The sequence below is a fragment of the Bradyrhizobium sp. Ce-3 genome, assembly GCF_022835695.1.
GTDB lineage: Bacteria > Pseudomonadota > Alphaproteobacteria > Rhizobiales > Xanthobacteraceae > Bradyrhizobium.
Map to the genome: position 1 here is coordinate 553,894 of NZ_BQUV01000001.1, position 19,500 is coordinate 573,393.

Below are 19,500 nucleotides of genomic sequence, written 5' to 3' on the forward strand. Positions count from 1 at the left end.
CTGCTCCACCGCAATCGCGCCATTCAATCAGGGCAGCAGTCTGTACTTCCCGTCTTCGATCTGAACCAGGATACGCGCACGATCATCGACGCCGTGCCGATCTGCCGGCGTATAGGTGTAGACGCCCTGCGTCCCAGCCAGCTCCTTGGTGGTGAACAGCGCCTGGCGAAGCGCGGCGCGGAATTCCAGCGAACCCGGCTTGGCGCCGGTCGCGATCGCGCGCCTGGCCGCATCGACCAGCACCAGCCAGCCGTCGAAGGAATAGGACGAGAACGAGTCGGTCGGCGGCTCGCCGTTGGCCTTCTCGAAGGCGGCGCGGAAAGCCAGCGCGACCTTCTGGATCGGATTGCTGGCGGGAAGCTGCTCGGCCGCGGTCACCGGCCCGGTCGGACAGATGATTCCATTGGCCGCCTTGCCGGCGAGCCGCAGGAAATCAGCGCTGATCAGCCCATGGTTGCCGTACAGCGGCCCCTTGTATCCCCGCTCGGACAGAGCGATCACCGGCAGCGCGCCCGGCGTCCCCGTGCCGCCGAGCATGATGGCGTCCGGCCGCGCCGTCAGCGCGCGCAGCACCTGGGCGGTCACCGACGAATCCGATCGGGCGTATCGCTCGTTGGCGATGACCTTGATGTCCGCCGCCTTGGCGCTCTGCGCCAGCGAATCGTACATCAGGTCGCCGAACGCATCCGAGAAGCCGATGAACGCGACGGTCTTCAGCCCTCGCGCCTTCATGTGATCGACGATGCCCTGAACGAGCAGCGGCGTCGGTTGCGGCGTCTGCACCACCCAGGGCCCGCCATCGCCGGGCGGCACCGGCGCGATCGGCGACACCGCGATCATCGGAACTTTCATCTCGATCGCGGCGGTTGCCATCGCCAGCGTCTGTGGCGCGCCCGACGTGCCGATCAGAATGTCGACCTTCTCCTGCTCGACGAGCTTGCGCGCGTTGCGCGCCGACGCGGTGGGATCGGAGGCGTCGTCGAGCTGAATGACGCGGAGCTTCTCACCGCCGACTTCGCCGACATAGGCCTCGCCGGCCGCGATCCCTTTCGCGTTCGGAATTCCGATCGACGACACCGGTCCGCTGAGACCGGTGACGAATCCGACGAGGATCTCGGCCTGCCCGACCTGCGGAATGGCAACAAGCAGCGCGGCGGAAGCCAGCAAGGTCTTCATCGAGATCATGGCACCTGTCTTTCTTGATTTGCGTTTCTTCTGCTGGCAAGCGCCATCCGCGCGTTAGCTCGCCCCAACCAATGCGATCACGCGTAGCGGGCTGCCGGAGCCATTCTGGATCTTCAAGGGTGACGCAACGATGATGGCGCCGGTGGCGGGAAGCTGATCGAGGTTACAGAGACACTGAAGGCCATAACGGCCGGCGCCGTGCAGGAAGTGATGCGCCGGATAAGGTGGCTCGAAATGGCCGGCCTGCCCCGCGTCGGTGCCGATCGTCTCGGTACCGAAGCCGATGATGCCGCGCTCTTCCACCAGCCATTTCATGACCGCTGCGTTCGGGCCTGGCGTATGCGCACCGTCATCCCTGAGGTTGGCGTAGTCGCGCCAGCCCTTCTTCGACCAGTCGGTCCGCAGCAGGACCCAGTGCCGCTCGGGAATCCGGCCGTGCTTCGCTTCCCAGGCTTCGACGAGCGGAACGGTCAGCAGGAAATCCGGATCCTGCGCCGCGCCGGCCGAGCCGTCGATCACGCACGCCGGCGCGATCATGTCCTTGGGAGGCATCGTGTCGACGGAATTGTTCGGCAGGTCCTTGCCGGTGAACCAGTGAATCGGCGCGTCGAAATGCGTGCCGGTGTGCTCGCCGAAGGTCAAATTGTTCCAGTACCAGGCCGGTCCGCGACCGTCATAGCGCGAAATCTCCTGGATCCGGACCGGGGCTGCCTGGCCGAATTCCGGCGGCAGCACGATGACCGGGAAATCCGGACTGAGCGTGAAGGTCAGATCGACCACGCGCACCGCGCCGGACGAGATCGCGCCTGCGAGCTCCAGGAGATTCTTGCCTTGCATCGTCACGTCCTCCCGCTTGGTTGAAACCCTGATCTTATTTGTCGAGCTCGCGCTCGAGCGCTTTCGGATTGGCGGCAAGTCGCTGCCGGATTTCCTCGGCGACGTCCCCGACATACATCTCTTCGAGCCCGCCCCGGAGCCCGGACACGATCGCCTGCGCGACGGCGCGCGGCGCGACCTTGGGCGGCGGCACGGTCTGGAACCACTCGGTATCGACCGGGCCGGTGAACAGGTTCATCACCTTGACACCGCCGGGCCGCAGTTCCGCGCGAAGACAATGCGACAGCGACAGGCAGGCGGCCTGTGATGCCGAATAGGCGCCGAACGCGGGCCAGTTCGCCAGCGCGTACACCGACAGGATGTTGACCCAGGCGGCACTGCTGTTGGTGCCATCCGCCCCCCGCATCCGCATCGCAGGCCCGAACGCCTGCGCGAGGTTGATGAAGCCGAGATAGGCCTGGTCGATTTCGTCCCGCGCGGTGCTCGTGCCCCTGCGATCGAGCAGGCCGCCGGGACGCACATATTCCGTCGTGTTGACGAGGATATCGACCTTGCCGCCGATATCGGCCGCAAGGTCGGTCGCGGACTTTTCGTCGGATGCGTCGAGCGTCACGACCTCGATCCCCTGCTGTCCGCGCAGCAGCTGCTCGCCGCCGAAGGGACGCCACGGTTCGGCAACGCCGACGAACACCGTCTTGGCGCCCGCGGCCTTCAGCGCCGCGACGGCCTCCTGGCCGATCACGCTGCGGCCGTTGGTCACGAGCACGCGCCGGAATTTCGGATCAGCCGTCATTTCCCGCCACTGCCGGTCGTCTGCCATGTTGGGCGTCTCCCCCTCGGGTCGGGCAAAGGCCACCGCCTGACCGCTCTTGTCGAGCTGAAATGACATCAAGACGGGCGCACCCTCGACGCAGTCGGCATGCAAATGCGCCACCATCGTCGGGCCGCAGTCCATCTTGACAAGACCAATGCGCCAGGGCGCCCGCTCGCGGAAATACACGTCGCTCGGCACCCGCGCTGTCGTCTCGGCCAGCAGCGCGCCGCGACGCGGCGCATCGACGAACGCAAGGCCGGCCGACAGGCAGGCGGGGCATGCCTCACGTGCCGGATACGCGAAGGCGCCGCATGCCTCGCAGCGCTGCAGCATGAAGCGTCCCTCGGCGGCGGCGCGCGTGAATCCGTGCGACGTCCTGCTGCGCGCCCGCGGCGGCGACGCGGGAAGCCTTGTCCTCAGCAGCGGGTTCTTGCGCCGGGGTGGCTCAATCGGATCGATCATCGCCCAGGCCCTGCAAAGATCACGGCGCCGGAGGCAAGACCGCGATCATAGTTGATCATTCCGAAGCCCGAGGCGAGGCCCAGCTTTGCACCCTTCACCTGCGTGGGACCGGCTTCGCCGAGGACTTGCCGCAGTCCCTCGACCAGCCCAAGATAGGCGCCGGCGGCGCCGGCCTGCCCAACGGAGAGCTGACCGCCCGAGGTGTTGTGTGGGAAATCGCCGTCGATCGTCAGATCGTGCTGACGCACGAAGGCCGCGCCCTCGCCCTTGTTGCAGAAGCCGAGATCCTCGAACTGCATCATCGTGATGACCGGATAATCATCATAGGTCTGCACGGTATCGAGATCGTCGGGCTTCACGCCGGCCATTGCGTAGAGCTCGCCGACATCCATCGCCCAGCCGCCGCGCAGCTGCATCGGATCGTCGGCGAAGGCGTTGTGGCGCTCGATCGTCGACAGCAATCGTGCCGCCGGCAAGCCCAGTGACGCCGCGGTGTCGTCCCGCATCACCAGGAAGGCCTCGGCACCGGCGCACGGCATCACGCAATCGAACAGATGAATTGGATCGGAGATGGGACGCGCCGCCAGATACTGCTCGATCGTCAGCGGCGTCTTCATCAGCGCATGCGGGTTGCGCAACGCGTTGGCGCGCTGGGTGACCGCGATCCTGCCGACGTCCTCGCGCGTCACGCCATAGGTCCGCATGTAATTGCGCGCGATCAGCGCGAAGCTCGCATTGGCACCGCCCGCACCGTAGGGATAGACCGCATCCTGGTTGAAGCGCGAGAAATTCTCGAGCGTCAGGCGGAAGGAATCGACATGGTTTGTATCGCCGGCCACGCAAGCCACGATGTCGGCATCGTGTGCCTGTACCGCGCGCGCCGCCTTCCGCAACGCCGCAATGGCGCTGGCGCCGCCGAGCGGGATGGTGTCCAGCCATCTGACGCACAGCCCGAGATGCTGCGTCAGCCCGATCCCGCTGTCGGTCCCCATGGTGAAGCTGGAGACGCACAGACCGTCAATGTCCGAAGCCTTGATCCCGGCTCGCGCGACCAGTGCGCTCAGCGCACGGCCGATCCACCATTGCGCGCTCTCGATCGAGTAACGCGCATAGGGGATCGTGACGGGAGCCGCCATCACGATGCCGTCATACGGTGTGCGCAGCGAATTTCTCACCAACCGCCTGCCTTGCTGACCCGCCCCGGATCATCGCCAGCTTCACATCGATACTGCCATGCGCCGTATTCGAACAGGGTCACCTTCTCGGGTCTCGTCACGTCTGGCTCTCCAGAGCTGGTCGGCCGTTCGGGCGCTAGCGCTTGTTGCGGGCGAGCATCGCCCGGAAATCGTCACGTGCCAGGGCACTGGCGCGCCTGAAGCTCGGTCCGCGGCTCGGCTCGGTGCCGTTGAGCTGCCTGAGTTGCACCCACATCTCGGCACTCTTCAACGCCACCGCGGCGCAGTTCACGACCGGCGCGTGCCCGACCTTCAGGCCGTGCTCCCGCCCGATCAACAGCCCCGGCAGCACACCGGCGGGGATCACCACGTCGGCTCCGCGCTCCACCAGCGGCAGCGCGCAGGCCAGGAAATCCTCGATCATTCGGGCATGGGCCGCCTGATCGCCGGCGAACGCGCTTGCGAAATCCTCCGGCTTGCAACCGAGGCCGGTCACATGGACCACGCGATCGCGGAGACCGTAGCGTTCGGCCTGCTCGTAGTGCCAGACCTCGAAGACCGGATCGAGCGTCACGAGGCCAAGGCGCCGGCCGAGTTGCGAGGCCGCAAGCAGCGTCGCCTCGCCGGTTCCGATCACGGGGATGTCGAGTGTCGCGCGGAGCTCGTAAAGACCGGGATCCTGGAAGTGGCCCATCACGAAGGCGTCGAAGCCGCGCTCTTCGGCCGCGATGCCGTTGTCGATCGCCTGAACGGCGCAGCGCAACTCGGCGAGCCGGCCGAACTCCCGATCCGGCGGCGAAATGCCCTCGACGTGAACCGTCGTGCCGGGCGCTGCGATTGTGTTGAGGTACTCCGACAGCCGCGCCATGTAGGGCGCATTCACGCTCGCATCGACGAAACTTTGCCAGAAGATGCGCATCGCCCTTCTCCTCAAACGGTGACGGGAGCATCGGCCGTCGGCCTGCCGACCGAGATATTTCAACCATAAACTAATTGACGCGTCAAATGCGCGCGGCGGAGCCGGCCGGGGGACCTTCCCGATCGCGAGCAGGAGGCCCGTTTTGTGGGACCAATATCTGACGGATTTGGCGCACTCTGCCGGAATTGTATGCATCAACATTTTTTTCCGACAGCCCCGCGACACGTGTTGACGGCGCCACGGAGAATACTTTAGGCTTTAAGTAATCATCCGCCGGCGAACGACGGGTAAGCCGTCACGATGATGTTGCAGGGCACCGATTTTGAGAAACTCAATCGCGTGGACGATCGTCGGGCCCGAATGGCCGGCAGCAACATCGCCGGTCGCGCATCGCGGCTGCGGCACTCCTCTCCTGTTGCTTCGACAGAAGCCCGGCGGTCGCCGCCGGCCTGTCCGCTATTTCAGCGGCACGCCGCACCATGGCCGCTGACGCCCGGCCGAGCGAACATCCTTCTCGCCGCGCCCGGCGTCTGGCGCTGCAGCAATGCCTTCAGTCGGTTCGTTCGCAGCTCGGGCTCCCCGCCCGGCTTCCAGCCATTCGTATCCAACATCATTGGAGGACAATGCAAATGCGGCAGAAGACCTTGGGCCTACTCGCACTTGTCGCCGGCGTGTTCGCAGCAACGGCTGCGCAGGCCGACATCACGATCGGCTTCGTCACCTCGCTGAGCGGCAACGGCGCCTCGATCGGCATCCCCTATGGGCGCGGCATCAATGCCGCCTATGAATACAGGAAGACGATCAACGGCGAGACCATCCGCCTGATCCAGCTCGACGACGGCTCCGATCCGTCGACTGCGACGCGCAATGCGCGCAAGCTGGTCGAAGAAGAGAAGGTCGACCTCCTGATCGGGACGTCGACCGCGCCATCGACCATCGCCATGGCGGCCGTCGCCAGCGAATTGAAGGTGCCGATGATCGCGATCTCGCCGATCGGCAAGCTTCCGGACTCGCCGGAGCAATGGGTCGTCGCGGTGCCGCAGCCGGCGTCGCTGCTCGTCAAGATCGTCGCCGACCGGATGAAGCGCGACGGCATGAAGAACATCGGCTATATCGGCTTCTCCGATGCGTGGGGCGACCTCGTCTACAACGGGGCCAAGGCCGCCGAGCCGGTCGACGACATCAAGGTCCAGACCAACGAGCGCTATGCCCGCACCGATACCTCGGTGACCGCGCAGATCCTCAAGGTCATGGCGGCGCGTCCCGACGCCGTGCTGATCGGAGGCTCCGGCACGCAAGGCGCGCTGCCGCTGATCACGCTCGCCGAGCGCGGCTTCAAGGGCAATACCTACGGCACCGTGGCATTGGTCAATCCGGACTTCGTCACCGTCGGCGGCAAGGCCGCCGAGGGCATCCAGGTCTCCGCCGGTCCCGTGATCGTCGCCGAGCAGCTTCCGGACGAGCACTTCGCCAAGAAGATCGCGATGGATTTCCGCGCGGTCTACCAGAAGACCCACAACATTCCGACCACCGACGGGTTCTCCGCCTACTCCTTCGATGCCTGGCTGATCTTCGCCAACGCGGCCGAGCGGGCGCTGAAGACTGCGAAGCCCGGCACGGCGGAATTCCGCACCGCGCTGCGCGACGCCATTCTCAGCACCAAGGAACTGCCCGGCGTGCATGCCGTCTACAACTTCAAGCCCGGTGCGGTGACCGGCGTCGACGAGCGCTCGCTGGTGGTGGTCCGCCTCACCGGCGGCACCTGGAAGTACGCGCCGTAAGCGGACGATGGCCGGCGGTCAGAACGGGGGAACGGCGTCTCCATGACGAGCGACATCGCGGCCATCCTTGCGATCGACGGAATCGCCACCGGCGCGGTCTACGCGCTGGTGGCAATCGGAACCGTGCTGATCTTCACGGTGACCCGGGTCATCTTCATTCCGTTCGGCGACATCGCCGCGTTCACCGCGCTGACGCTCGCGGCGCTCGATGCCAAGCGCTTTCCCGGGACCGGCGCGCTGGTCGTGGCGCTGGCATGCCTGGCGACCCTGGTCGAGATCATCTCGCTCGTCCGCAACGGCGACATTCGGCTGCTGCCGCGCGCACTGTTGTTCTATCTCGCGATTCCCTTGGCGGTGGTCGGCATCGCCTGGCTCGTCATGCGCATGGACCCGCCGCTCGCGGTCCGGCTGGTGCTCGCGCTGATGCTGATCACGCCGATCGCGCCCCTGCTGGACCGGATCGTGTTCCGCCCGATCGCCGACGGCACGGTGCTGCTGCTGCTGACGGTGTCCGTGGCGCTGCATTTCGCGCTGGTCGGCCTTGGCCTCTTGTTCTTCGGCCCTGAAGGCGTCCGGACCGAACCGCTGACGTCGTTCTCGACCGAGTTCGCCGGCGTCTTGATTTCGGGCCAGACCATGCTGATCGTGCTCGCCGCGCTGGTCTTCAGCGGTCTCCTCTACCTCTTCTTCGACTTCACGCTGGTCGGCAAATCGCTCCGCGCCACCGCGGTGAACCGGACCGGCTCGCGGCTGATGGGGATCCGGCCGGCGCGGGCCGGCACCATCGCCTATCTCTTGGGCTCGCTGATGGCCGGCGTATCCGGCATCCTGATCGCGCCGGTCAACACCGTGTTCTACGATTCCGGCTTCCTGATCGGGCTCAAGGCGTTCGTCGGCGCCATCGTCGGCGGCATGACCAGCTATCCCGGTGCTGCGATCGGCGCGGTCGGGGTCGGCATTCTCGAAAGCTTCGCATCGTTCCAGAGCAGCGCGCTGAAAGACGTGATCGTGTTCTCGCTGCTGATCCCGATCCTGCTCTGGCGATCCCTCGCCTCGCTGCATTCCGAGGAGGAGATCGAGGAATGACGCGCCTTCATGTGCAGCTCGCAGCCGTAGCAGCACTGGCGTGCCTCGCGCTCGCGCCCCTCGTGCTGAGCCCGTTCAGCGTCACGTTGATGAACTATATCGGCATCTACTCGCTGGTCGCCATCGGCCTGGCGCTGCTCACCGGCGTCGGCGGCATCGTGTCGTTCGGGCAGGCCGCATTCGTCGGCATCGCGGCCTATGCGACGGCATGGGTCTCTGCGCTGAACGGGCAATCGCCGTGGCTCGGCCTGCTGTTCGGGGTGGCGCTGACCTGCGGCGTCGCGGCCGTGCTCGGCGTCGTCACCCTGCGGCTGCAGGGCCATTTCCTCTCGCTGTCGACCGTGGCATGGGGCCTTGCGATCGGCTTCCTGTTCGGCAATGTCGAGGGGCTCGGCCGCTTCAACGGCATCTCGTCGATCCCGCCGATCAGCATTGGCTCGTTCGCGCTCGTCAGTAGCGCGCAGATCTACTACCTGATCTGGGGCATCGTCGCCCTGGTGCTGCTGCTCGGCTACAATCTGCTGGACTCGCGGCTCGGCCGCGCCATGCGGGCGCTGCGCGGCGGCAATACGCTGGTCGAGAGCCTCGGCATCAACGCGTTCCGGATCAAGCTCGTGACCTTCGTGATCGCGGCGTGCCTCGCCTCGCTGTCCGGATGGCTGTACGCGCATATGAGCCGCTTCATCAGCCCGGGCCCGTTCGATGCCGGCATGGGCATCGAATATCTGATGATGACGATGGTCGGCGGCGCCGGCAGCCTGCTCGGCGGTGTGGTCGGCGCCGCGATCGTGACCCTGCTCAAGAACAGCGTGCAGGACTATCTGCCGCTGATCGCCAAGGGCGCCTCCGGGCAGCTCGAAATCGTCGCCTTCTCCGCGCTGTTCATCCTGTTCCTGCAATGGGCGCGGCAGGGCATCGTGCCCTCGATCGCGCGCCATCTGCCGAAGATCCGGCGCGAGCGGCCGCAGCCGGCGCCGCCGCTGCCGCGCCGTCCGCAACCGACGCCGGGTGAACTGCTGCTGAAAGTTGATGGCGCCGAGCGCCGGTTCGGCGGCCTCGTCGCGGTCAACAATGTCAGCTTCGAGGTGAGGTCAGGCGAAATCCTTGCCGTGATCGGCCCGAACGGCGCCGGCAAGAGCACGATGTTCAACTGCCTGACCGGCGCGCTGCGGGTCAACAAGGGTGAGATCGTCTTCGCCGGACGCCCGATCACCCGCGATCCGCAATCCCGCATCGCCAAGGCCGGCGTCGCGCGGACCTTCCAGCATGTCAAGCTGCGGCCGCGCATGAGCCTGCTGGAGAACGTCATGCTCGGCACCCACAGTCGCACCCGTGCCGGGTTGTTGGCCGGCGCCTTTCGCCTCAACCGGCGCGAGGAGGCCAGCGCCCGGCACGAGGCGCTGCTGCAGCTCGAGCGCGTCGGGCTCGGCGACAAGCCGTTCGAGCTCGCCGGCAACCTTCCGCTCGGCAACCAGCGCATCCTGGAGATCGCACGCGCGCTCGCCGCGGATCCCGCACTGCTGGTGCTGGACGAGCCGGCGGCTGGCCTGCGCCGCCAGGAAAAGCTGCGACTGGCGGAGCTGCTCCGCTCGCTGCGGGCGGACCATTTGACCATCCTGATCGTCGAGCACGACATGGAGTTCGTGATGTCGCTGGTCGACCGCATCGTGGTGCTCGATTTCGGCTCCAAGCTGTGCGAGGGCGTCCCGAGCGCGATCCGCAGCGACGAGCGGGTGCAAGAGGCCTATCTCGGGGGCGTCGCATGAGCGAGATGTTCTCCATGACCGACGTCACCGTCTGCTACGACAACGTCGAGGCCGTGCGCAACGTCTCGCTGTCGGTCGACGAGGGCCAGATCGTCACCGTGATCGGCCCGAACGGCGCCGGCAAGACCACGCTGCTGATGGCGGCCATCGGGCTGCTCGGATCGCGTGGCCGCATGGCGTTCCGCGGCAGCGATCTTGGTAAGATGTCGGTCGAGGATCGCGTCGAGCGCAGGCTCTGTCTGGTTCCGGAGAAGCGCGAACTGTTCTCCGACATGTCGGTCGCCGACAACCTCCTGCTCGGCTCCTACAGCCTGCGTGACCGCTCCGGCGTTCAGAAGACACTGGATGAGGTCTATGATCGGTTTCCCCGCCTGAAGGAGCGGCAGCGTCAGGCCGCCGGCACGCTGTCCGGCGGCGAGCGCCAGATGCTCGCGTTGGGGCGCGCGCTGATGGCCAGGCCCGCGCTGCTGATGCTCGACGAGCCCAGCCTCGGCCTGGCGCCGCTGATCGTGCGCGAGATCTTTCGCACCATCGCGTCGTTACGCGACCTCGGCGTGTCGATCCTGCTGGTCGAGCAGAACGCCCGCGCCGCGCTTGAGACCGCCGACTATGGCTACGTGCTGGAGACAGGCGAGATCGTGCAGTCCGGTCCTGCCAAGGACTTGATCCACGACCCCCGGCTGATCACCGCCTATCTCGGCGGACACTGAGACCGGCTAGCAGCGGGCCGCACGCCAAAAACATCGAAAACAACCCCATGCACAGTAGCCGGCCATAGCAATATCAATGGCTTGTAGACCCCGGGCGCAGCACCTGCTGGTTTTCAGAATCCGCTTGCACCGTCGGGCAACTCAGCGGCACAATCCCATCATCGCGGCGTTCCGCCCTCGCTAGCCCCCCTCGCCGAAACGATCCGCGTCAGCATCGGAAAATGCTTGTTGCCGCCCGCGAACGGCGGGAACCGGACGAAGTCCGCGCGCATGCGCTTGATCACGTCGGAGCCCAACGCAAGCGCAAGGGCTTGCGGGCTGTCGAACATCAGCCTGTTGCGCTGCATGTAGTCGACCCGCTGCGACGGCAGCCGGTCGACCCAATCGATGCGGGTGTAGATCTCGATCTGGCGGACGCCGGGAAAGCTCCGCATGATCGACGGATGATGCTCCAGGTAATGCAAATTCCAGGCATTCATGTCGTCGGCCGGCCCGGGATAATGCACGAGGTAGCTGCACGGCGTGGCCGTGTCGTTCGCATGCGCGGCGTCGTCAACCGGAAAGACGCGCGTCACCATCGCCTGATGCGTCACGTCCAATCCGGCAAGGCTCGGCAGTCCGCGACCTGCCGCAAGGCCTGCAAGCACGCCGCCGCGATCCATCGCGGCCTCGCACGCAAACAGGTCCGGAAAACGCAGTTGCAACGCAAAGACCGGTCCGGCCCCGTCCGCCTTGTAGGGATGATCGACCGATTGCTCCAGCGGCGTGAACAGCAGGCCCTCGGCCATCCCCGGTGCAGACCCCACCATGGCAGCAGCAGCCGCAAGATCGTCCGCGTGAATTCGCCGCTCGCCGTTCGGATCGGAGAACGTCATGAACAGCGAGATCATGACGCCGCGGCCTCCTCGCCGGTCTGCAGATGCGACAGGAGAGCCGCACGAACGTCATCGGGCCACGGCATCGCGCGATGATCGGCCAGCGACGTCGCCGCAACGATCTGGCGCGCCCGCCAACGCACGCCATCTGCGCCCGTGACGACGTGGGCCAGATGCAGCGAGGCACCGCCGATCTTGACGATGGAGAGGCCGAACGTCAGGCGGTCGCCGAACCTCGACGGCCGCGAGAAGTCGCAGGCGAGATGCACCGTCGGCGTCCCGATCCTGCGGACCGTAATCAGCTCCGGCCAGGGAAATCCGATCGTGGCCCAGAACTCCTCGACCACGCCGTTGAGGATGTTCAGATAGGAAGGAAAATACGCGATCCCCGAGGGATCGCAGTCGCCGAACCTCAGCTCGCGATCGAATGAGAACGACGGCATCAGATCGCAACAACGGGGTGCCGGATGACGCCGACGCCGTCGATGCCGGCCTCGACCACGTCGCCGGGCCACAGCCATTCCTGCGGGCTCATGCCGGCGCCAACACCGTTGGGCGTTCCGGTCGCGATGATGTCGCCCGGCTCGAGCGTCATGCCGGACGAGATGTCGGCGACCAGCGCCGGAATGTCGAAGATCATGTATCGGGTGTTGGAGTCCTGCTTGATGACGCCGTTCTTGGTCAGCCAGAGCCTGAGATCGTGCGGATCGGGAATCTCGTCCGCGGTGACGATGCAGGGGCCGAACGGCGCGTAGGTGTCCATGCCCTTGGAGAAGATCCACTGCCCGGCACGGCGATTGTCGCGCGCGGAAATATCGATCATGACGGAATAGCCGAACACGTGATCCATCGCCTTCTCGACCGCGATGCGGGTCGCGGTCTTGCCGATGATGACGGCGAGCTCGACCTCCCAGTCGAGCTGCTGGGTCATGCGAGCATTGTGCTGGATCGCGGCTCCCGGCCCGATCACCGCGGTCGGCGGCTTGGAGAACACCACCGGCTGCTTCGGCAGATCCTTGTCGGTGTCGAGGCTCTTGGCGGACTCCGCGACATGCGCGCGATAGTTCAGCCCGATCCCGAAGATGTTTTTCCGAGGCCGCGGGATCGGCGCCAGCAGCTTTACGTCCTCGACCGCAACCGCCGCGCCGGCTGGGAAGCGGCCATTGGCGTCCTCCAGTGTATCCCTGAGCGCAGGCAGCAGGGTCACGCTGTTGTCGATGAACGACAGCATATCACTTGGCCATGTCACACCGCTGGACGCACCAAGGTGCTCGACATCGACGACCAGTCCATTGACGAGGGCTCCAAGACGGGCGCCGCTTGAGCCCAAGGTGTAGGTGACAAGACGCATGAAGGCTTGATCCGGTTATTCGGGTTGATGTCTACAAGGAAATGTCAGACCGCGACCGGCTGATGACCGGCATTGTCGCCATAGGCCTCTTCGCGGTAGAGGCCGAGCCCCTCGATGACGGGCAGATCGTTGAAGCAGAACAGGCAGGCGTCCTCGCTTGCGGACGCGTTGCCGTGCTCATGCCAGGCCCAGGACGGAACGCAGAAGATGTCGCGCTCCTGCCACTCGAACCGCTTGCCGCCGATCACGGAATAGCCCTGCCCCTTGGCGACCTGATAGACGAAGCTTCCGGTGTGGCGGTGCGACCTGGTCGTCTCGCCCGGACGCAGCATCTGCATGCTGGCGCCGATGGTCTGCATCACGTGGCCGCCGGTGACCGGATTGACGTAGTTCATCAGGATGCCGTCATAGGGCGATCCGTCGGTCGCGGCGGCATATTTCTGCAGCGACTCGTAGGTCGGCTCCCACTCATATTTGAACATCGGCGAATAGCCGTTCGACCATCGCGAGCCCGCCGGGCGAAGACCGGGATTGCCCCAGGTCCTGGTCATGTCGTCGACGGGATAGCCGGACGCCTCCTGCTGGATCTTCGGATGCACGACGAAGAAATTGGCCTCCAGCGCGTTGACGAGCGGAATGTCGAGACCGTCCTGCCAGATGCAGACCGAGCCGTTGGCCTCGACGCCATGCTCATGCCAGGTGCCGTTCGGCGTCAGCACGAAATCCCGCGCGCCGAGCGTCATCTTGTGACCATCGACGATGGTGTAGGCGCCCTCGCCTTCCATGATGAAGCGCAGGGCGGAGGCCGAATGCGCATGGGCGGAGGCGACTTCGCCCGGGTGCATCACCTGCAAGCCTGAATAAAGCCAGCCCACCGCGGCCGACACGTCGCGGCGGCCCGGATTGTTGAGATAGATCACCCGCCGCCCCGCCTTCTCCGGCGAGACCAGCTCCACCGAGCGCAGCACGTGCTCACGCAGATCGCTGTAGCGCCAGAGAACGGGAATGGAGGCCGACTGCGGCTGCCATGGCTCGATCTTGTTGGCGACCGTCCACAGCGCGCCGGCTTCGAACCCCTCGAGATCCCTGTAGTAGGCCTTGAGCTCCGGGGTATCCTCGACATTGGCCCGGCCGATGACGTTGTCGCCCATGCTGTCCTCCAAGTACTATCTCATGACGTCCTGTCGCCGCATCCGCGACTGTCCTTCTGGCGAAAGCCACGACGACGGTGAGGATGGCTGTCGATTAAATTTGCCGCGCCACGCGGCGTCATAACCCGCGAAAGCGGGTGATCCAGTATTCCAGAGACGGCTGTGCTTGAGCGGAAAGGCCGCGGCGTACTGGATCGCCCGGTCGAGCCGGGCGATGACAGTCGGGGGGCCTTGCCTGCTCCGCACCCACATCCACGACTGTCGTCCTGGCGAAAGCCAGGACCCATAACCACCGCATCTGGTTGTGAAAGGGATCGTGGCCCCGGGCTCGCTCGACAATGACCGGTCGGGGTAATGGGTCCTGGCTTTCGCCAGGACGACGGTAAGGATGGCTGTCGATTAAAGTTGCCGCGCCACGCGGCGTCATCACCCGCGAAAGCGGGTGATCCACTATTCCAGAGACGGCTGTGCTTGAGCGGAAAGGCCGCGGCGTACTGGATCGCCCGGACGAGCCGGGCGATGACAGTTGTGACGACGGTGAAGGCTCGCGTGCTCCGCGGCAGCTTCAGCATTGGCCCTACCCTGTCGCCGGCTCATGATCGCCGCCTGGAGCAAGGCCCATGGCGGGGCGCAGCGTTTGACTTACTTTACATGTAAACGTATGCTATAGCATATTTCTGGAGGGTGCAATGGCTGAACGGTCTTTTGCTCGTGAGGTCGAGGATCTCCGGCTCGGCGACGGCGACACCTTCCGCGGCGAAGGCATCCTCGCCATCACCAAGGCACTGCTGCAATCCGGCGTCGCCTATGTCGGCGGCTATCAGGGCTCGCCGATCTCGCATCTGATGGACGTGCTGGCCGACGCCAAGGACGTGCTCGACGATCTCGGCGTCGTGTTCCAGAGCTCCGCCAATGAAGCGGCGGCAGCCGCAATGCTGTCGGCCTCCGTGATGTATCCGCTGCGCGGCGCGGTGGCCTGGAAGTCGACGGTCGGCACCAATGTTGCTTCCGATGCGCTGGCCAATCTCGCCTCCGGCGGCGTCACCGGCGGCACCATGATCATCGTCGGCGAGGATTACGGCGAAGGCTCCTCGATCATGCAGGAGCGCACCCATGCCTTTGCGATGAAATCGCAGATCTGGCTGCTCGATCCACGGCCTGATCATGAATGCATCGTCAATCTGATCGAGAAGGGGTTTGAGCTCTCCGAAGTCTCCAACACCCCTGTGATGCTGGAGGTGCGGGTCCGCGCCTGCCACATGCACGGCAGCTTTGCCTGCAAGGACAACGTCAAGCCCGCTCACACCATCAAGGACGCCCTGAACAATCCGAAGCGCGACGTCGGCCGCATCGTGCTGCCGCCGGCGGCCTACGAGCATGAGCAGGAAAAGATCAAGACACGGATGCCCGCGGCGATCAACTTCGTCCGGGACAACCGGCTGAATGAAACGATAGGACCGAAGCAAAGCAAGGTCGGCATCATCATGCAGGGCGGGATGTACAACAACGTCATCCGCGCGCTGCAATATCTCGGGCTGTCGGATGCCTACGGCAACACCCAGATCCCGCTTTACGTCATGAACGTCACCTACCCCGTGATCGACACCGAGGTCGCCGAGTTCTGCCTCGACAAGGACGCCGTGCTGATCGTCGAGGAAGGCCAGCCGGAATATCTGGAGCAGGCGATCAACACCGTGCTGCGCCGCAAGGATATCCAGGCGCGTGTCCACGGCAAGGACGTGCTGCCGATGGGTGGCGACTATACCGCGCAAGTGCTGCTCGGTGGCGTGCGCGACTTCATCGAAAAGACCGAGCCGCGGCTGCTGGGCAATCGGCCGCCGGCGCCTGACGCGAGCGCCGTGCTGAGCCATCCCGAGGTCGAGAAGCTGAAGCAAGTCGTGCCGGCGCGGCCGCCCGGGCTTTGCACCGGCTGTCCGGAGCGGCCGATCTTCGCCGCCATGAAGCTGGTCGAGAGCGAGCTCGGCGAGCACCACGTCTCCGCCGACATCGGCTGTCATTTGTTCTCGATCCTGCCACCCTTCAACATCGGCACGACGACGATGGGTTTTGGCCTCGGCCCGGCCTCGACCTCGGCCTTCAACGTCAAGGCCGACAAGCGTTCGATCGCCGTGATGGGTGACGGCGGCTTCTGGCACAACGGGCTGACCAGCGGCATCGGCAACGCCGTGTTCAACAAGCACGACGGCGTCTTCGTCATCGTCGACAATTACTACACCTCTGCGACCGGCGGTCAGGATATCCCGTCGTCGCGCGCGATCAGCAAGCGGCGAAAAACCAACAACTCGATCGTGCAGGCGGTGAAGGGCATCGGCGGGCAATGGGTCCGGCAGATCGACCGCACCTACGATGTCGGCCGGATGCGCGACACGTTGAAGGAGGCGCTGACCACCACGGAGCAAGGCCCCAAGGTCATCGTCGCCTCCTCCGAATGCATGCTGAACAAGCAGCGCCGCGTGAAGCCGCAGATCAGCAAGGCGATCAAGGACGGCGTTCGCACCGTCAAGGAACGTTTCGGTGTCGACGAGGACGTCTGCACCGGCGACCACGTCTGCATCCGCCTCTCCGGCTGCCCGTCGCTCTCGGTCAAACAGCTCGACGATCCCCTGCGCGATGATCCCGTCGCGGCGATCGACAATTCCTGCGTCGGCTGCGGCAATTGCGGCGAGGTCGCTGACGCAGCCGTGCTGTGTCCGTCATTCTACCGCGCCGACGTGATTCACAATCCGACCGGCTGGGACAAGTTCAAGTCAGGGGTCGCGATGGCCGTGATCGGCTGGCTGCAGCGGCGGCGCGATCGCCGGCGCCCGACGCTCGGGGCGCTCGTATGAGAGACGAAACGGTCAAGCTGGCGCTTCCTGCCGCAGGTGACGCGACCGAGCGGCCGGTCTCGATCGCGATCGTCGCGATGGGTGGCCAGGGCGGCGGCGTGCTGACCGACTGGATCGTCCAGCTCGCCGAGAACCACGGCTGGGTCGCGCAATCGACCTCGGTGCCCGGCGTCGCTCAGCGCACCGGCGCCACGATCTACTATATCGAGGCGATGCCGCCGCTGGACGGCCGCAAGCCGATCCTGTCGCTGATGCCGACACCCGGCGACGTCGACGTGGTGATGGCGGCGGAATTCATGGAAGCCGGCCGCTCGATCCTGCGTGGTCTGGTGACGCCGGACCGCACCACGCTGATCGCATCCAATCACCGGACCTTCGCGATCGGCGAGAAGATCGCGCCGGGCAACGGCATCGCCGACCAGGGCGCGGTGACCGGCGCCATCGGCATCGCCGCCAAGACCGAGATCATCTTCGACATGAACGCGCTGGCGATCGCAAACGGCAGCGTGATCTCGGCAGCGATGTTCGGCGCGCTCGCAGGCGCCAGCGTGCTCAGCTTCAGCCGCGACAGCTATCTCGACGTCATCCGCGCCGGCGACAAGGGCGCGCAGGCCAGCGTCCGCGCGTTCGAGGCCGCGTTCGACCGGGTGCAATCGAAGTCTCCGGAGCCGGCAGCACCCGCGCAACCGGAGGCGGCTGCTACCGCCGCCTCGCCGGCTGCGCTGGATCCCCGTCTTGCCGGCCTTGCCGCCCGGCTGGTGCAGGAATTGCCCGACGCCGTGCAGGCGATCGGCCGCGCCGGGCTGAAGAAGGTGGTCGATTTCCAGGACGTGGCCTATGGCGGCGAATATCTCGACCTCCTCGGCAAGCTACACGCCGCCGACCGCAGCGCCGGCGGCGCCGGGCACGACTTTGCCTTCACCGAGGCCGCCGCAAAATATCTCGCCAACGCCATGACCTATGATGACGTCATCCGCGTGGCCGACCTCAAGACCAGATCCGGCCGCCGCGCGCGGATCGAGGGCGAGCTCGAATTGTCCGAGGGCCAGGTGCTGCAGACCACCGAGTTCATGCATCCCCGCATGGAAGAGGTGATGGGCATGTTGCCGGTGAGCGTCGGCCGTTGGCTTGAAGCCAGGCCGCGCCTGCTGGGCTGGCTCGATCGTCGCGTCAACAAGGGACGCCGGATCAAGACCTACTCGCTGCCATGGTTCGTTGCACTCTATGTCGTCGGCGGACTGCGCGGCATCCGCCGGCGCTCGCTGCGTCACGCCATCGAGACCGCGCATCGGGACGCATGGCTCGAGGCCGCGACCGAGGCGGTACGAACCAACTATCAGCTGGGCGTCGAGATCCTGCAATGCCGGCGCCTGGTCAAGGGCTATTCCGACACCCACAGCCGCGGCCTGTCGAAGTTCGACAAGACGCTGGCCGCGATCAAGCTGGTCGCACCGCGCGAGGATGCCGCCGACTGGGCCCGCCGGCTGCGCGAAGCCGCGCTGAAGGACAGCGCGGGCAAGGAGCTCGACGGCGTGATCCAGACCATCAAGAGTTTTGCGTGATGCCGGCCGCACTCAAGGAAAGCGCCGCTCCCCTGTTCGGCCAGATCGAAACCCGGCTGTGGCTGCAACTGCTGTCGCTGCATGGCGAACTGTTCGCGTCGTTGAATTCGATGCTGAGCTCGGAGTTCGGTCTGTCGCTGGCCAAGTTCGACGTGCTGGCGCAGCTCGATCGCTACCGCGACGGACTGGCGCTCGGGCAGCTGTCGCAGAACCTGAAAGTGTCCGGCGGCAACGTCTCGGGGTTAGTGCAGCGGCTGCTCGCCGACGACCTGATCAGCAAGCAAATGTCGAGCGAAGACCGCCGCTCGTTCATCGTGCGCCTGACGCCGAAGGGCGAAGCGTTGTTCAGGAAGGCGGCTGACGTGCACAAGCGGCAGCTCAGCGAACGGCTCGAAAATATCCCCGCGCAGGAGCTGGAGACTGCATTGTCGGTATTGCGCTCGCTCTCCTCGAAACTCGGCAACGAAGGCAAAAAGCAGGGTCGCAGGACATAATGGCCAAGGAATCCAGGAGCAGATGGAAATCCGGTCCGCCGCGGACGCGGGACCAGCTGCAGAGCTATATTCCCTATCTCTTCAACCGGCTCGCCAATCGCTGGAACCTGGATCAGAACCGCGATCTCAGCGAGCACAACATCAACAACGTCGTGTTCCGGACGCTGTCGGTGCTGTTCATCTACAAGACCCTGACCGTGAACGAGATTGCCGTGCTTGCGGTCACCGAGCAGTCGACCGCGAGCCGCATGGTCGAGTCGATGGTGTCATCGGGCCTCGTCAAGCGCGAGATCGCGGAGGAAGACCAGCGGCGCCGCGTCGTCGGATTGACGGCGGACGGCGAGGCCCTGCTGCGCAAGATCTGGCCGATCATGGAGAACAACTACGACCGGCTGACCGTCGGCATCGATCCCGAAGAGATCGAGGTGTGCGCCCGCGTGCTGGCCAGGATGGTCGAGAACATCCGCCAGAACCAGATCTGAC

The 19,500-nt window shown here is 65.4% G+C and carries 17 protein-coding genes; 8 read left to right on the forward strand and 9 right to left on the reverse strand.

Translation table 11 applies throughout. The annotated features are described in order from the left end of the window. Positions 1 to 27: 27 nt before the first annotated feature. The 5 genes from BRSPCE3_RS02705 to BRSPCE3_RS02725 form a co-directional block, all read right to left on the reverse strand. Complete coding sequence (locus tag BRSPCE3_RS02705) at positions 28 to 1,185, reverse strand: ABC transporter substrate-binding protein (RefSeq protein ID WP_244064118.1); 1,158 nt, start codon at positions 1,183 to 1,185, stop codon at positions 28 to 30. 54 nt (positions 1,186 to 1,239) lie between these two features. Continuing rightward, entirely contained in the window at positions 1,240 to 2,022 is a 783-nt protein-coding gene (locus BRSPCE3_RS02710) for a cyclase family protein (protein WP_244064119.1), read from the reverse strand. A gap of 34 nt (positions 2,023 to 2,056) precedes the next feature. Then, positions 2,057 to 3,298, reverse strand: coding sequence for an SDR family NAD(P)-dependent oxidoreductase (locus tag BRSPCE3_RS02715; protein ID WP_244064120.1), 1,242 nt, complete (start codon positions 3,296 to 3,298; stop codon positions 2,057 to 2,059). Then, complete coding sequence (locus tag BRSPCE3_RS02720; protein ID WP_244064121.1) at positions 3,295 to 4,473, reverse strand: thiolase family protein; 1,179 nt, start codon at positions 4,471 to 4,473, stop codon at positions 3,295 to 3,297. The genes BRSPCE3_RS02715 and BRSPCE3_RS02720 overlap by 4 nt, the downstream gene beginning before the upstream one ends. Before the next feature lie 136 nt (positions 4,474 to 4,609). Further along, positions 4,610 to 5,392 carry an aspartate/glutamate racemase family protein gene (locus BRSPCE3_RS02725; protein WP_244064122.1) on the reverse strand — a complete coding sequence of 261 codons (783 nt, stop codon included), beginning with the start codon at positions 5,390 to 5,392 and terminating at the stop codon, positions 4,610 to 4,612. A gap of 629 nt (positions 5,393 to 6,021) precedes the next feature. On the opposite strand from BRSPCE3_RS02725, the gene BRSPCE3_RS02730 reads away from it, so the two are divergent. From BRSPCE3_RS02730 to BRSPCE3_RS02745, 4 genes are read left to right on the forward strand one after another with little or no spacing between them, the layout of a single operon-like run. Further along, positions 6,022 to 7,173 carry an ABC transporter substrate-binding protein gene (locus BRSPCE3_RS02730; RefSeq protein WP_244064123.1) on the forward strand — a complete coding sequence of 384 codons (1,152 nt, stop codon included), beginning with the start codon at positions 6,022 to 6,024 and terminating at the stop codon, positions 7,171 to 7,173. A 42-nt stretch (positions 7,174 to 7,215) separates the two neighbouring features. Continuing rightward, positions 7,216 to 8,259 (forward strand): branched-chain amino acid ABC transporter permease, encoded by a 1,044-nt coding sequence (locus BRSPCE3_RS02735; protein WP_244064124.1) that lies wholly within the window; start codon positions 7,216 to 7,218, stop codon positions 8,257 to 8,259. Beyond that, entirely contained in the window at positions 8,256 to 10,025 is a 1,770-nt protein-coding gene (locus BRSPCE3_RS02740; protein ID WP_244064125.1) for an ATP-binding cassette domain-containing protein, read from the forward strand. Before BRSPCE3_RS02735 ends, BRSPCE3_RS02740 begins: the two co-directional genes overlap by 4 nt. Further along, positions 10,022 to 10,735: an ABC transporter ATP-binding protein gene (locus BRSPCE3_RS02745; protein WP_244064126.1), complete on the forward strand. Its 714-nt coding sequence runs from the start codon at positions 10,022 to 10,024 to the stop codon at positions 10,733 to 10,735. Before BRSPCE3_RS02740 ends, BRSPCE3_RS02745 begins: the two co-directional genes overlap by 4 nt. Before the next feature lie 158 nt (positions 10,736 to 10,893). Here BRSPCE3_RS02745 and BRSPCE3_RS02750 read toward each other — a convergent pair whose 3' ends face one another. The 4 genes from BRSPCE3_RS02750 to BRSPCE3_RS02765 are packed head-to-tail and all read right to left on the reverse strand — an operon-like array spanning position 10,894 to position 14,112. Further along, positions 10,894 to 11,625, reverse strand: coding sequence for a hypothetical protein (locus tag BRSPCE3_RS02750; protein ID WP_244064127.1), 732 nt, complete (start codon positions 11,623 to 11,625; stop codon positions 10,894 to 10,896). After that, positions 11,622 to 12,053: a thioesterase family protein gene (locus tag BRSPCE3_RS02755; RefSeq protein WP_244064128.1), complete on the reverse strand. Its 432-nt coding sequence runs from the start codon at positions 12,051 to 12,053 to the stop codon at positions 11,622 to 11,624. The genes BRSPCE3_RS02750 and BRSPCE3_RS02755 overlap by 4 nt, the downstream gene beginning before the upstream one ends. After that, positions 12,053 to 12,961: a fumarylacetoacetate hydrolase family protein gene (locus BRSPCE3_RS02760; protein WP_244064129.1), complete on the reverse strand. Its 909-nt coding sequence runs from the start codon at positions 12,959 to 12,961 to the stop codon at positions 12,053 to 12,055. The genes BRSPCE3_RS02755 and BRSPCE3_RS02760 overlap by 1 nt, the downstream gene beginning before the upstream one ends. 44 nt (positions 12,962 to 13,005) lie before the next feature. Further along, positions 13,006 to 14,112 carry a cupin domain-containing protein gene (locus tag BRSPCE3_RS02765; protein ID WP_244064130.1) on the reverse strand — a complete coding sequence of 369 codons (1,107 nt, stop codon included), beginning with the start codon at positions 14,110 to 14,112 and terminating at the stop codon, positions 13,006 to 13,008. A gap of 689 nt (positions 14,113 to 14,801) precedes the next feature. Here BRSPCE3_RS02765 and BRSPCE3_RS02770 point away from each other — a divergent pair. Genes BRSPCE3_RS02770 through BRSPCE3_RS02785 form a run of 4 tightly spaced genes read left to right on the forward strand, consistent with a single transcriptional unit; the run spans position 14,802 to position 19,499 of the window. Then, a complete protein-coding gene (locus BRSPCE3_RS02770; protein WP_244064131.1) occupies positions 14,802 to 16,961 on the forward strand; it encodes an indolepyruvate ferredoxin oxidoreductase subunit alpha in 2,160 nt (719 codons plus the stop codon). After that, the gene (locus BRSPCE3_RS02775; protein WP_244064132.1) at positions 16,958 to 18,523 is read left to right on the forward strand and encodes an indolepyruvate oxidoreductase subunit beta family protein; all 1,566 of its coding nucleotides are present in this window, start codon (positions 16,958 to 16,960) and stop codon (positions 18,521 to 18,523) included. Before BRSPCE3_RS02770 ends, BRSPCE3_RS02775 begins: the two co-directional genes overlap by 4 nt. Then, entirely contained in the window at positions 18,523 to 19,017 is a 495-nt protein-coding gene (locus tag BRSPCE3_RS02780) for a MarR family winged helix-turn-helix transcriptional regulator (RefSeq protein ID WP_244064133.1), read from the forward strand. Before BRSPCE3_RS02775 ends, BRSPCE3_RS02780 begins: the two co-directional genes overlap by 1 nt. Next, positions 19,017 to 19,499 carry a MarR family winged helix-turn-helix transcriptional regulator gene (locus tag BRSPCE3_RS02785; protein ID WP_244064134.1) on the forward strand — a complete coding sequence of 161 codons (483 nt, stop codon included), beginning with the start codon at positions 19,017 to 19,019 and terminating at the stop codon, positions 19,497 to 19,499. Before BRSPCE3_RS02780 ends, BRSPCE3_RS02785 begins: the two co-directional genes overlap by 1 nt. Position 19,500: the final 1 nt, after the last annotated feature.

Bases quoted from the DNA above. Each gene is read 5' to 3' on its own strand.
- BRSPCE3_RS02730 (WP_244064123.1), top strand. From the start codon at position 6,022: ATGCGGCAGAAGACCTTGGGCCTACTCGCACTTGTCGCCGGCGTGTTC.
- BRSPCE3_RS02755 (WP_244064128.1), bottom strand. From the start codon at position 12,053: ATGCCGTCGTTCTCATTCGATCGCGAGCTGAGGTTCGGCGACTGCGAT.
- BRSPCE3_RS02705 (WP_244064118.1), bottom strand. From the start codon at position 1,185: ATGATCTCGATGAAGACCTTGCTGGCTTCCGCCGCGCTGCTTGTTGCC.
- BRSPCE3_RS02760 (WP_244064129.1), bottom strand. From the start codon at position 12,961: ATGCGTCTTGTCACCTACACCTTGGGCTCAAGCGGCGCCCGTCTTGGA.
- BRSPCE3_RS02715 (WP_244064120.1), bottom strand. From the start codon at position 3,298: ATGATCGATCCGATTGAGCCACCCCGGCGCAAGAACCCGCTGCTGAGG.
- BRSPCE3_RS02785 (WP_244064134.1), top strand. From the start codon at position 19,017: ATGGCCAAGGAATCCAGGAGCAGATGGAAATCCGGTCCGCCGCGGACG.
- BRSPCE3_RS02780 (WP_244064133.1), top strand. From the start codon at position 18,523: ATGCCGGCCGCACTCAAGGAAAGCGCCGCTCCCCTGTTCGGCCAGATC.
- BRSPCE3_RS02710 (WP_244064119.1), bottom strand. From the start codon at position 2,022: ATGCAAGGCAAGAATCTCCTGGAGCTCGCAGGCGCGATCTCGTCCGGC.
- BRSPCE3_RS02735 (WP_244064124.1), top strand. From the start codon at position 7,216: ATGACGAGCGACATCGCGGCCATCCTTGCGATCGACGGAATCGCCACC.
- BRSPCE3_RS02745 (WP_244064126.1), top strand. From the start codon at position 10,022: ATGAGCGAGATGTTCTCCATGACCGACGTCACCGTCTGCTACGACAAC.
- BRSPCE3_RS02750 (WP_244064127.1), bottom strand. From the start codon at position 11,625: ATGATCTCGCTGTTCATGACGTTCTCCGATCCGAACGGCGAGCGGCGA.
- BRSPCE3_RS02775 (WP_244064132.1), top strand. From the start codon at position 16,958: ATGAGAGACGAAACGGTCAAGCTGGCGCTTCCTGCCGCAGGTGACGCG.
- BRSPCE3_RS02740 (WP_244064125.1), top strand. From the start codon at position 8,256: ATGACGCGCCTTCATGTGCAGCTCGCAGCCGTAGCAGCACTGGCGTGC.
- BRSPCE3_RS02770 (WP_244064131.1), top strand. From the start codon at position 14,802: ATGGCTGAACGGTCTTTTGCTCGTGAGGTCGAGGATCTCCGGCTCGGC.
- BRSPCE3_RS02765 (WP_244064130.1), bottom strand. From the start codon at position 14,112: ATGGGCGACAACGTCATCGGCCGGGCCAATGTCGAGGATACCCCGGAG.
- BRSPCE3_RS02725 (WP_244064122.1), bottom strand. From the start codon at position 5,392: ATGCGCATCTTCTGGCAAAGTTTCGTCGATGCGAGCGTGAATGCGCCC.